Genomic DNA, 12,177 nt, shown 5'->3' with positions numbered 1-12,177 from the left:
GCATTTTTACGGCTAAATCCAGTCACATTCTATCACACTTATGAGTAAATACAAAGTGGAAATAAATATTTTTTTCAAAAAAATGAAAAAAAGTTGTTCTAAAAAAAGTATGACCAGAATAAATATGATATAGACAAAATACAAGTCAGAGGAAGGGGTAAATAATTCAATGGCAGATAAAATAATTGAAAACAATCAGGTATCCATCATGGGAGCCATCGCATCAGAGTTTGAGAAAAGTCACGAGGTATACGGAGAAGGATTCTACATGGTGGATGTGCTGGTAAAGCGTCTCAGCGGTTCCGAGGACAGAATACCGCTCATGGTTTCCGAGAGGCTGGTGGATGTGACACAGAGCTATATCGGCGAGTACATACAAGTGCAGGGGCAGTTCCGCTCCTACAACAGGCATGAGGAGAAGAAAAACCGTCTGGTCCTCTCTGTGTTTGTGCGGGAACTTACATTTGTGGAGGAGGAAGACGAATCCATAGAGACAAATCTTATCGAATTGAATGGATATATCTGTAAGCCGCCGGTCCATCGTATGACGCCGCTGGGCAGGGAGATCGCAGATATCCTGCTGGCTGTGAACAGGCCTTATGGAAAATCCGACTACATACCGTGCATCTGCTGGGGCAGAAACGCCAATTTCGCCAAATCTTTCGAGGTGGGCGGACGCCTGCATATCTGGGGCAGGATCCAGAGCAGGGAATATATTAAGAAGCTGAGTGAGACAGACACTGAAAAAAGGATCGCGTATGAGGTATCTGTAAGCAAGCTGGAATATGGAGAGACATACAGCTAAATGAGATGAAGCCTGAGATTCCAATATTGCATTATTTGGCCATGTGTAGTAATATATACACAACTCTTAAATAAAGCGTCATAGAATCCGCAAGAGGTGTAATGTATGGAAAATGAAGGATTAGTGCAGATATACTGTGGACCTGGCAAGGGCAAGACCAGTGTGGCGATCGGGCAGGCGATACGTGCTGTGGGCCATGGAAAGACTGCAATTGTCATCCAGTGCCTGAAAGGAAGAGCAACTTCCGAGCTGGATTACCTGTCTGTTCTGGAACCGAATGTAAGGCTGTTCCGGTTTGAGAAAAAGGATAAGTATTACGAAGACCTGAGTGATGAGGAGAAGCAGGAAGAAAACTGCAATATCAGGAATGGTCTTAACTACGCCAGAAAGGTATTGGTTACACAGGAATGTGACATGCTGATTCTGGACGAAATTCTGGGAGCAGTGGAGTTCGGGATCATAACCGAGGAAGAGGTGGAGGAACTGATCCGGACGAAGGATGAGGAGACTGAGCTGATTCTGACCGGTAATGTGGTTCCCGTGCGTCTGAGGGAGGCGGCCGACAGGGTTGTTTCTCTGGAGGTTATAAAATAAAGGCTGTACAGACAGCCCAAAAGTTGCTGATAACACAGGAAGAAAAAGCAGTATTGCAGACATAAGGAGGAGAAAAATGGCTATTTTTACAGGTGCAGGTGTTGCGATCGTTACACCGATGAAAGAAAATGGTGACGTAAATTTTGAAAAACTGGGAGAAATCCTGGAGGAACAGATTAAAGAGGGTACAGATTCCATCGTGATCTGCGGAACCACAGGAGAGTCTTCCACGCTCACCCATGAAGAACATCTGGAGACCATTAAGTACACAATTGACAAAGTGAATAAGAGGATCCCGGTCATCGCCGGAACCGGCTCCAACTGTACGGAGACAGCGATCTACTTATCCACAGAGGCGGAAAAGTATGGTGCAGACGGAGTTCTCCTTGTAACTCCTTACTATAATAAGGCTACTCAGAAGGGCCTCATCGAACATTACACAAAAATTGCTGATTCTATTAAAATTCCAGTGATCCTCTACAATGTGCCAAGCCGCACGGGTATCAATATCCAGCCTAAGACGGTTGCATATTTAGTGGAGCATGTGGAGAACATTGTGGGTATCAAGGAAGCTTCCGGGGACATTGCACAGGTAGCGGAGATGGCTGCCCTGACCAAAGGAAAGCTTGATATTTATTCCGGAAATGACAACCAGATCGTACCGCTTATGTCTTTGGGCGGAAAAGGTGTGATCTCTGTGCTCTCCAACGTTGCGCCAAGATACACCCATGATATGGTAGAAAAATATTTGAACGGGGATGTAAAAGAAAGCTGTGACATGCAGTTAAATGCCATGCCTCTGATCAACGCTCTGTTCCTGGAAGTTAATCCGATTCCTGTAAAAGCTGCCATGAACCTGATGGGCATGGAGGTAGGTCCGCTCCGTTCCCCGCTCACAGAGATGGAAGAAGCAGGCAGGGAAAAGCTGAAAGAGGAAATGGTAAAATTCGGTCTGAAGCTGGCATAATACAAGCCATATCCGTTTCATAAAACCGCCTTTGGCGATGGAGCTTGTGATAGCAAATCTTATGTTTTTGTACAGACGGTGCAGCAAATGTACAGCCCTGTACGGAACAGCTATGAAAGAGGTACAAAAGATGATTAGAATAATTATGAGCGGCTGCAACGGTCATATGGGTCAGGTCATATGCGGACTTGTAAAGGATGACCCGGAGGCTTGTATTGTGGCGGGCATAGATCTTGTTGACAACCGTGACAACGGATATCCGGTGTTCACGAATATAAATGACTGTGATGTGCAGGCAGATGCGATGATTGATTTTTCATCTGCAAAAGCCACAGATTCGGTATTGGCCTATTGTACGGCAAAGAAGCTGCCTCTGGTTCTGTGCACAACAGGGCTTAGCGAGGAGCAGCTTGCGCATGTGGCGGAGGCATCCAAGAGCACCGCAGTGCTGCGTTCTGCCAATATGTCCCTGGGGATCAATACACTTCTGAAGCTGGTGCAGGAGGCTGCTAAGGTTCTGGCCCAGGCAGGCTTTGACATGGAGATCGTTGAAAAGCACCACAACCAGAAGGTGGATGCGCCCAGCGGTACGGCCCTGGCTCTGGCGGACAGCCTGAATGAAGCCATGGACAACCAGTACCATTATGTCTATGACAGGAGCCAGACCCGTGAGAAGCGTGATGCAAAGGAGATTGGCCTGTCTGCTGTCCGCGGTGGAAGCATTGTGGGAGAGCACGAGGTGATCTTCGCAGGTCCGGACGAGGTGATCGAATTTAAGCACACCGCGTACTCGAAGGCCGTATTTGGCAAAGGTGCTGTGGAGGCTGCCAAATTCCTGAAGGGTAAAGGCCCGGGCATGTACAATATGAGCAATGTTATTAATGGCTGATCACTAACGGAAAGTGCGCAGTGGGGGCTTTATACTGTTATGTAAAAATTTTAAATTTAATTTGAAACCGCCGTAAGACTGCGCAGATGCAGTGTTGTTTTACGGCGGTTTTTCCATTTTATCCGGCATATCTGCCCATACATAAATTCTTACGGAAACGCACATATTAATCGTGACAGTAAAAGTGCCAATAAAGAGCCTTTTATCGTTAAGTACAAAGAGGAAAAGGAGAAACGACCATGCGTAAGATGAAGAAACTTTTATTAAGTGTCCTTCTGGCCGGTGTACTGTGCGTGACAGCCGGATGCGGTGCCACAGATAATGGTGACAACAATGCAGCAACAGAGGACAACAAAGCCGGTGACAACAAGGCAGATGACAACAAGAACGGTACAAATGACGCCAACACCACTGACAGGAACAATGAGAATCCTGCCACAGATAACGGCGCAGCCAATGACACAGGTACAGGAAGCGGAGAGGCCGGCACAGGCGACGGCATGGTAGGTGACCTGGGTGAAGACATCAAAGACGGTGTGGAAGACCTGGGCGATGATGTGAAAAACGGAGCAGAGGATGTAGGCGATGCAGTGGAAAATAATGCTGACAATGCCACAGACAACAATGCCAATAACAATAACAACAACACTACCACAAATACTCCGTAATCTCTGTATGCGGCAGATACACCAGGAAACCGGGTATCTGCCACTACATATAGTGTATTGCAAAGTAGGGAAACAATACTCTATACAAAAAACTTATAATGGTTAAAATTTTCTAAAAACTGTTGAACAAACGCAGGAATATTGATATAATAAGAATACATTACAGGAGTAAACAACCTGTAAAATACACGTTAAAGGGGTTGGACATCATGAAGTTTATTATAAGCGGAAGAAACATCGATATTACGGACGGATTAAGAAGTGCGGTAGAGGACAAGCTTGGAAAGCTGGAAAAATTCTTCACAGATGACACCGAGATACATGTAACACTGAGCGTAGAAAAAGAACGTCAGAAAATTGAGGTGACGATTCCGGTAAAAGGTAATATCATCCGCTCTGAACAGGTGAGCAACGATATGTATGTCTCCATTGACCTGGTAGAAGAGATCATCGAAAGACAGTTACGAAAATATAGGAAAAAAATCATCGACAAAAAACAGAACGCAGGGACCTTCCAGCAGGCATTTATGGAGAAGGACTTTGAAGATGAGAATACCAACGAGATCAAGATCATCCGTACCAAGAAATTCGGATTCAAACCTATGTATCCCGAAGATGCATGTGTACAGATGGAACTGTTAGGACACAACTTTTTCGTTTTCCTGAATGCTGAGACGGAAGAAGTGAATGTTGTTTATAAGAGAAAGGGTAATACTTACGGGCTGATCGAGCCGGATTTTAATGAATAACTGGCGACCAAAGAAAATAAGTTTCACGAACTTTCAATTACCATGGATAAAAAAGGCTGCGGAGCGATCCGGAGCCTTTTTTTAGATATTATTATTTTGAGATGTTGAATTCGGCAGTTTCCTGGGCAGTTTTTAATTCTTCTTCCAATGAGGCACCTTTCTGTATTACATTGGACAGGGCAGTGCACATGGCATCTCTGGCATCATAGTAGTATGGGCTGGTTACACTGGATGGAATCTTGGATGAATAGTCTACTATTTTTTTATAAATGGCATCTTTGCCAAAGAAGTCAACGGGTTGTTCATAAAGCGTGGAATCTCCAGCGGGCAGCCATGTGGATAGGGCACCTTTGGAAAGAATATCATCATATAGTTCCGGGCTTCCCGCAAACGTAGATTTAAAGAAATCCTGGGCAAGCTCTTTATCTTTACACTGGGATGTGACTGCCCATGTGGAGCCGCCGTTGCTGGAATAATTTGTTGCATTTGGGGCGTTGTCCAGACGTGGGAGATTGGTGACTGCCCAATTTCCTTTTTGGTCTTCTTTTGCAGCCACAGATGCTATGATCCAGCAGCCATTCATGGCACTGGCGACGGTGCCGTTATTGATCGAGGCAATATACTGGTCCCAGCCGGGCATTTCTTCTAATGTCTTGTCTTTTACCATTTGAATATAGATTGACATACATTCTTTCAGTACATCATTCTGCTCCAGATTTGGACTCCCATCATCATTAAATAGTGAGGCACCGCAGGACTGCAGCATCATCATAATGATATCGGGGGTTGCAGATTTGGCTGTGAGCATGGGCTGTCCTGTTTTTTCTTTCACTATTTTTGCTTTTTCCATGTAATCCGACCATGTAATATCCGTAAAATCTTCCACTGTAAATCCGGCCTGTTCCAAATAGTCGGTGCGCACACAATTGACGGCTGTACCGCTGTCAAAGGGGATTCCCATATTTTTTCCGTTTACAACAGAGTATGAAGTTTTGGCTGCGGAAAACTGGGAAAAGTCAATGCCGGAGTCTGTCAGGTCAGTAAAAATGTCAGGATAATTCTGTGCGAATTTCTGAAAAGAGGCATCCTGGATCAAAAAAATATCCGGCAATGCATCCAGTTCTCCGGCATTTGCAATAGTGGTGAGTTTTGTCTCAATATCCTGGGATTCAATCTCTGTAATCTCTACATGGAATCCTTCATGTCCGTCTGCCGCGTAAAGTTCAGCTGCTTTCTTGATTGCATAGATATTAAAATTGGGATCCCATGTCCAGACCGTTAATGTGCTGTCGGTGGTATCTGAGGTTTTGTTTTTTGGTGTGTCCTTTTCCTCGGCGGATGGATTATCAGGTTTCTTACCGCAGGAAGATGCCGAAAAAACCATAAGACAAGTGAGAATAACTGCGATCATTTTTCTTTTCATAGTGTTAAAACCCTCCTTCTTAACAATAAATGGTAGTTTTCCGTTAGTCAGCCGGTATGAGATTCTCCAGAATCATGCACTGGCGGGGCTGCATGGAAATAAGGCCGTACATTCTTGCTCCGCTTATGATGTCATGATATGAATGGTCCAAATTTATATTTACCGATTCATTATTATGATTCATTAGGAATGTATAGTTTTTTCCGCTTTTGATACGAAATGCAATTTCCACATTTTCAGGCAGATCATATTGAGTAAGCTGCAGGTCGCGGCAGATATCTGACAGTAGTTTTTTGATAAATCCATGCTCCGGGCTTGTGCCGATATAATAGGCGTGTCCGTCTCCGTAAGTATTGACAGTCACACATGGAGTATTCCGGTAAAAATCTTTTCCATATAGACCAATGGCCTTGGCTGTCTCCAACCGGATCAGGTCACAGACTTCGCCACAATCGTATTGAGACCCGTCCTTTAGAACAATACTGTTTCTCATGTCCGGATACATGCCGTCTATCTCTTCCACCCAAAGGCCGAGAACATCACGAAAGGCGCCGGGATAGCCTCCCAATATTACATTATCGGTTCTGTCCGTGATTCCGCTCAGGAAGGTAGTAAGGAATGTACCGCCGGCATTTACATAGTCTTTTACTTTTTCTGAGAACTCGTGAGAGCACATGTAAAAGCAAGGTGCTGCGATCAGGTCGTACTGTTTATCCATGCAGGTGGATTCACAGACAACGTCCACAGGTATACCCATTTCATAGAATGCACGGTAGTATTTTAAAATTTGATCGTAATATTTCAGATGGCAGTTGTGAATGGCAGAGCCTTCCAATGCCCACCAATTCTCCCAGTCAAATAAAATTGCGGCTCTGGCATCCGGCATGGCACCTTCCACAGTACTTCCCAACCGTTCAAACTGCTCTCCCAGCTGAATCAGTTCATTACCCATCCGGGTATCGAGCCTTCCGCTGTGGGGAATCATAGCCCCATGAAATTTCTCCACTCCGCCTCTGGACTGCCTCCATTGGAAAAATAGATTGCTGTCTGCACCGTGGGCGGTACTCTGCCAGCAGATATCTGCCACCTCACCGGGACGTTTTATAGGACCGTAATCTTCCCATGAGATATTTCCGGGATTCTGTTCCATCATGAGGAAGGGCTGAGATTTCATGGAGCGCATCAGATCGTGGATAAAGGCAGGTTTATACATTGGTGTATGAAAGGTGGGATAATTGTCCCAGGAAATCACATCAATTGCTTTTGAGATTTCCCAGTAATCATAAGTCTTTACCAAATCAGAGAAATTATTGGTAACGGGAAGGCTGGAATATTTTCTGATTTCCCTCTTCTCATTTTCAATGCAGGAACGGACACTGCTGCTCATAAAGCGCATGTAGTCAATATACTGTCCTTGAAAACAGGCTACATCCCGTCCTGCAAGCTGGTTTCTTTTAATATCCGTAAGATAACTTGGGGGAAGTATTTGGGAAAAGCTGGTGTATGTATGTCCCCAGAAAGCAGTGTTCCATGCAGTGTTTACCGCATCAATGTCCTTGTATTTCTTTTGGAGCCAGTTTCGGAATTCCTCTGCGCAGGCAGGACAGTAGCAGTAAAAATGGTATTCATTATTAATGTGCCAGAGCTTTACGGCAGGATGATGCCCGTAACGTTTTGCGAGTTCACCGGCAATTCTTGCAGAGTATTTACGATACACACGACTATTCGGGCAGATCTTCTCCCGTGAGCCCCCCTGCACTCTGCGGCCCTCGATGTCAACATGCATAATATCAGGATACTTATGCTCTAACCAGTACGGCATTGCTGTAGTAGGGGTTGCAAGTATAACGTCAATATGTTCTTGATATAAGCGGTCGAGAACCTGGTCCATCCATTCAAATTGAAATACACCATCTTCAGGCTCCAGTTTCGGCCATGCAAAAACGCCTACCGTTGCACAATTGACATGCATTTGTTTCATCAGACGGATATCTTCATCAATTGTCTCAGGGTTCCATTGTTCCGGGTTATAATCTCCTCCATACCACATAATTTTCTAGTCCTCCTTTAGATTTTAAATGGTCCTATAATGTACCATTTATAAATTGGTATACTAAAATAATAATACCTATAAGGCGAAAAAGCAACCATTTATTCCGAAAATATATACCAATACTTAGGGGGAAGAATTGTGAAAAAGTAACATATAGTGGTCAAAACATAATGTTCGGTTGCTTAGTGTGGTACATTATTGGTATAATACTTAATAAATGATCATGTACCGGATATAAAGAAGTATCGGAATTGAGGAGACCAGAAATGATTGATAAAGATAAAAATAAACCCATTTATAAACAGTTGGTGGATGAAATCCTGGATGATATTAAACAAGGCAGATTAAATCCGGAAGATAAACTGCCAACGGAAAGAGAACTGGCTGAACGTTTGGGGATTTCCCGGGGAACCGTAAAAAAAGCATATAAGGAGCTTGCTGACAACGGGGTAATTGAAGTGATACAGGGAAGTGGTTCGTATATACATAACAATGAAATAATGACGGGAAATGAGAAGCGCCTGGCTGCTATTGAACTGCTGGACAATCTTCTCGATACATTAGAAGACTGGAATTTTTCCGTACCGGAAATTCTGAATCTGATGAAGATCAGCCTTGCAAAAAGAGAGGGAGGGAAAGAAGGGCTGCGTGTGGCGGTGATCGATTGCAATGCAGAGTCTCTGGAAATTTTCAAGAAACAGCTGTTATACATACCGGATATCAGTATATCCGCATTTTTAGTGGAGACAATACTGCTGGATGACAATCCACAGGCTTTATTATCCAGCTATGATTTGATCCTTACAACAACAACACATTACGAACAGGTAGCGGAGCATATCAAAGAACAGAAAGAGATTTTGGTAAAAGTGGCCGTGGCACCCAGCAGAGATACCATCGTGAATATTTCCAGACTAGATCCGTCCTCATCGGTTGGGATTTTCTGCAGGACGAATAAGTTCGCTCAGATAATTACGGATCAGCTGGCATATTTCCTGCCAAAACTGAAATCTGTCAGCACTCATTTTGAGAACACCCTATCCGTAGAGGCAGATAGTATGCTGCTGAGACAGTATGATGCAATTGTCATTAATCCCGATTCCATTCTGTTGGAACAACGGGTGGCAGATGGTTTGCTGGAACAGTATATTGCAAAGGGCGGGAAAGTAATACCTTTTCATTATTTGATTGATAATGGCAGTTTGATATATTTAGAGGAACGGATCACGGCAGTCCTGAAAGAGAAGCAGGTCGGCTGTAATATGGAGTCTGGCCGCTGAGCCTGCGCTTTTTTTTGTTGTTTTCAAAGAAAGAAAGTGTTACAATGTAAAGTAATGTGGAATAATATCCACGAAAATAGGTTTTCCTATTTGTACGGAAACCCTACAGCAGTCTGAAAATTGGAAAATTAGGAGCATAAAACATGAGTTTAGTTCAAAAAATGTTTGGAACCCACAGTGAGAGGGAATTAAAGCGTATCACTGCCACTGTGGACAAAATCGAAGCTCTGCGCCCCACCATGCAGGCGTTAAGTGACGACGAGCTGCGCGGTAAGACCAGGGAATATAAAAAACGTCTGGAAGAAGGAGAGACACTGGATGACCTGCTGCCGGAAGCGTTTGCTACGGTGAGAGAGGCTGCCAAGCGTGTGCTGAATATGGAGCACTACAGGGTGCAGCTCATCGGCGGTATTATCCTTCATCAGGGCCGTATTGCCGAGATGAAGACAGGTGAAGGTAAAACCCTTGTTTCCACACTCCCTGCATATTTAAATGCGCTGGAAGGACAAGGCGTACACATTGTAACCGTCAACGATTACCTGGCACACCGTGATGCGGAGTGGATGGGCAAGGTTCATGAATTTCTGGGACTGACCGTGGGTGTGGTCCTGAATTCCATGAAAAATGACGAGAGACGTGCGCAGTACGCATGTGATATCACTTATGTGACCAACAACGAGCTGGGATTTGACTACCTGCGTGACAACATGGTGATCTACAAAGAGCAGCTTGTACAGAGAGATCTGCATTATGCCATCATTGATGAGGTGGACTCTGTACTGGTCGATGAGGCAAGAACACCTCTTATTATTTCCGGACAGAGCGGAAAGTCTACCCGTCTCTACGAAGTCTGCGATATACTGGCAAAACAGCTGGAACGCGGTGAGGCCAGCGGGGAAATGACAAAGATGACAGCCATCATGGGTGAGGAGATCATCGAGACCGGAGATTTCATTGTCAATGAGAAGGACAAGATCGTCAACCTGACTGAGCAGGGTGTCCATAAAGTAGAGAAATTCTTCAGCATTGAAAACCTGGCAGATCCGGAGAATCTGGAGATCCAGCATAATATCATTCTTGCGCTGCGTGCCCACAACCTCATGTTCCGTGACCAGGATTATGTGGTAAAAGACGACGAAGTCCTGATCGTGGATGAGTTCACGGGACGTATCATGCCGGGACGCCGTTACTCAGACGGTCTTCACCAGGCGATCGAGGCAAAAGAGCATGTAAAGGTGAGACGAGAGAGCAAGACCCTTGCCACCATCACCTTCCAGAACTTCTTCAACAAATATGACAAGAAGTCAGGTATGACCGGTACTGCGCTCACAGAGGAGAAAGAGTTCCGTGACATTTACGGCATGGATGTTATTGAGATCCCCACCAACAAGCCGGTGGCGCGTATCGACAGTGACGATGCTGTTTATATGACAAAGAAAGAAAAATTCAGTGCGGTGGTTGAGGCCATCAAAGAAGCACATGCCAAAAAACAGCCGGTACTGGTTGGTACCATTACCATTGAGACCTCCGAGCTGTTAAGCCGTATGCTGAAACGTGAGGGCATCCAGCACCAGGTATTGAACGCCAAATTCCATGAGATGGAGGCTGAGATCGTGGCCCATGCCGGTGAGGCAGGAACAGTTACCATTGCCACCAACATGGCCGGCCGTGGTACGGATATTAAGCTGGACGATGTGTCCAGACAGGCAGGCGGTCTGAAGATCATCGGTACGGAACGTCATGAGTCAAGGCGAATTGATAACCAGCTGCGAGGCCGTTCCGGACGTCAGGGAGACCCGGGTGAATCACGTTTTTATATTTCCTTGGAAGATGATCTGATGCGTTTGTTCGGTTCCGAGAAGCTGATGTCCGTGTTCAAATCCCTGGGCGTTGCGGAAAACGAGCAGATCGAGCATAAAATGCTCTCCAGTGCCATTGAGAAAGCACAGAAGAAGATCGAGGGCAACAACTACGGCATCCGTAAGAACCTGCTGGAGTATGACCAGGTAAACAACGAGCAGCGCGAGATCATTTATAAAGAAAGACGCCGGGTTCTGGACGGAGAGAACATGCGGGAATCTATCTACAAGATGATCACCGATACCGTGGAACATGCGGTTGACATGTGCATCTCTGATGACCTGGATTCTGAAGAATGGGATCTGGGAGAACTGGACAGTGTCCTTCTTCCCACTATTCCGCTGCAGCCGATCACAAAGGAAAAAGTAAAAGGTCTGAAGAAGAACCAGTTAAAACAGAATCTCAAAGAAGAGGCAGTCAAGCTCTACGAGGAAAAAGAGGCAGAGTTTCCGGAACCGGAGCAGCTTCGTGAACTGGAGCGTGTCATCCTTCTAAAGGTCATTGACCAGAAGTGGATGGACCACATTGACGATATGGACCAGCTCCGCCAAGGTATCGGTCTGCAGGCATATGGCCAGCGTGATCCAAAGGTAGAGTATAAGATGCAGGCATATGAAATGTTTGACACCATGATCTCCGCTATCCAGGAGACCACCCTGCGTCTGCTGTACCACGTAAGGATCGAGCAGAAGGTGGAGAGAGAGCAGGTTGCCCAGGTGACAGGCACCAACAAGGACGAAACAGGTCCTAAAAAACCGGTGCAGCGAGCAGAGAAAAAGGTATATCCAAATGATCCCTGCCCCTGCGGAAGCGGTAAGAAATATAAACAGTGCTGCGGCAGAAAGCCGGTTTAAACAGCACACAAAAAAGACCACAGTAAGATACGGGG

The 12,177-nt window shown here is 45.3% G+C and carries 10 protein-coding genes; 8 read left to right on the top strand and 2 right to left on the bottom strand.

The window, feature by feature from the left end:
- Positions 1–169 precede the first annotated feature (169 nt).
- The 6 genes from CI595_RS21185 to hpf all read left to right on the top strand — a co-directional run bounded on the left by CI595_RS21185 (position 170) and on the right by hpf (position 4,672).
- Entirely contained in the window at positions 170–805 is a 636-nt protein-coding gene (locus tag CI595_RS21185; RefSeq protein ID WP_018593169.1) for a single-stranded DNA-binding protein, read from the top strand.
- A gap of 105 nt (positions 806–910) precedes the next feature.
- The gene (locus tag CI595_RS21180) at positions 911–1,399 is read left to right on the top strand and encodes a cob(I)yrinic acid a,c-diamide adenosyltransferase (protein WP_065544397.1); all 489 of its coding nucleotides are present in this window, start codon (positions 911–913) and stop codon (positions 1,397–1,399) included.
- 76 nt (positions 1,400–1,475) lie between these two features.
- A complete protein-coding gene (gene dapA / locus CI595_RS21175; RefSeq protein ID WP_095175601.1) occupies positions 1,476–2,366 on the top strand; it encodes a 4-hydroxy-tetrahydrodipicolinate synthase in 891 nt (296 codons plus the stop codon).
- 130 nt (positions 2,367–2,496) lie between these two features.
- Positions 2,497–3,255 (top strand): 4-hydroxy-tetrahydrodipicolinate reductase, encoded by a 759-nt coding sequence (gene dapB / locus CI595_RS21170; RefSeq protein ID WP_095175600.1) that lies wholly within the window; start codon positions 2,497–2,499, stop codon positions 3,253–3,255.
- Between the two features lie 239 nt (positions 3,256–3,494).
- Positions 3,495–3,923: a hypothetical protein gene (locus CI595_RS21165; protein WP_095175599.1), complete on the top strand. Its 429-nt coding sequence runs from the start codon at positions 3,495–3,497 to the stop codon at positions 3,921–3,923.
- A gap of 209 nt (positions 3,924–4,132) precedes the next feature.
- Positions 4,133–4,672, top strand: a complete 540-nt coding sequence (gene hpf, locus CI595_RS21160) for a ribosome hibernation-promoting factor, HPF/YfiA family (protein ID WP_065544400.1) — start codon at positions 4,133–4,135, stop codon at positions 4,670–4,672.
- A 91-nt stretch (positions 4,673–4,763) separates the two neighbouring features.
- Here the strand turns inward: hpf and CI595_RS21155 are convergent, their stop codons facing one another.
- Together CI595_RS21155 and CI595_RS21150 are read right to left on the bottom strand one after the other, a co-directional pair.
- Positions 4,764–6,095: an ABC transporter substrate-binding protein gene (locus CI595_RS21155; RefSeq protein WP_095175598.1), complete on the bottom strand. Its 1,332-nt coding sequence runs from the start codon at positions 6,093–6,095 to the stop codon at positions 4,764–4,766.
- A gap of 43 nt (positions 6,096–6,138) precedes the next feature.
- On the bottom strand, positions 6,139–8,145 hold the full coding sequence (locus tag CI595_RS21150; RefSeq protein ID WP_095175597.1) for a beta-galactosidase: 2,007 nt from the start codon (positions 8,143–8,145) through the stop codon (positions 6,139–6,141).
- A 269-nt stretch (positions 8,146–8,414) separates the two neighbouring features.
- On the opposite strand from CI595_RS21150, the gene CI595_RS21145 reads away from it, so the two are divergent.
- Positions 8,415–9,428 carry a GntR family transcriptional regulator gene (locus tag CI595_RS21145; protein ID WP_095175596.1) on the top strand — a complete coding sequence of 338 codons (1,014 nt, stop codon included), beginning with the start codon at positions 8,415–8,417 and terminating at the stop codon, positions 9,426–9,428.
- A gap of 143 nt (positions 9,429–9,571) precedes the next feature.
- Complete coding sequence (gene secA, locus CI595_RS21140) at positions 9,572–12,142, top strand: preprotein translocase subunit SecA (protein WP_095175595.1); 2,571 nt, start codon at positions 9,572–9,574, stop codon at positions 12,140–12,142.
- Positions 12,143–12,177: the final 35 nt, after the last annotated feature.

It is taken from the genome of Blautia hominis, assembly GCA_002270465.1.
In the GTDB taxonomy this organism is placed as follows: Bacteria; Bacillota; Clostridia; order Lachnospirales; family Lachnospiraceae; genus Blautia; species Blautia hominis.
Note: the sequence above shows the minus strand (reverse complement) of the source record. Positions and strands in the feature narration are given on the sequence as shown.

Coding starts and splice junctions, on each gene's coding strand:
- hpf (WP_065544400.1), top strand. CDS start 4,133: ATGAAGTTTATTATAAGCGGAAGAAACATCGATATTACGGACGGATTA.
- dapA (WP_095175601.1), top strand. CDS start 1,476: ATGGCTATTTTTACAGGTGCAGGTGTTGCGATCGTTACACCGATGAAA.
- CI595_RS21150 (WP_095175597.1), bottom strand. CDS start 8,145: ATGTGGTATGGAGGAGATTATAACCCGGAACAATGGAACCCTGAGACA.
- secA (WP_095175595.1), top strand. CDS start 9,572: ATGAGTTTAGTTCAAAAAATGTTTGGAACCCACAGTGAGAGGGAATTA.
- CI595_RS21180 (WP_065544397.1), top strand. CDS start 911: ATGGAAAATGAAGGATTAGTGCAGATATACTGTGGACCTGGCAAGGGC.
- dapB (WP_095175600.1), top strand. CDS start 2,497: ATGATTAGAATAATTATGAGCGGCTGCAACGGTCATATGGGTCAGGTC.
- CI595_RS21155 (WP_095175598.1), bottom strand. CDS start 6,095: ATGAAAAGAAAAATGATCGCAGTTATTCTCACTTGTCTTATGGTTTTT.
- CI595_RS21185 (WP_018593169.1), top strand. CDS start 170: ATGGCAGATAAAATAATTGAAAACAATCAGGTATCCATCATGGGAGCC.
- CI595_RS21165 (WP_095175599.1), top strand. CDS start 3,495: ATGCGTAAGATGAAGAAACTTTTATTAAGTGTCCTTCTGGCCGGTGTA.
- CI595_RS21145 (WP_095175596.1), top strand. CDS start 8,415: ATGATTGATAAAGATAAAAATAAACCCATTTATAAACAGTTGGTGGAT.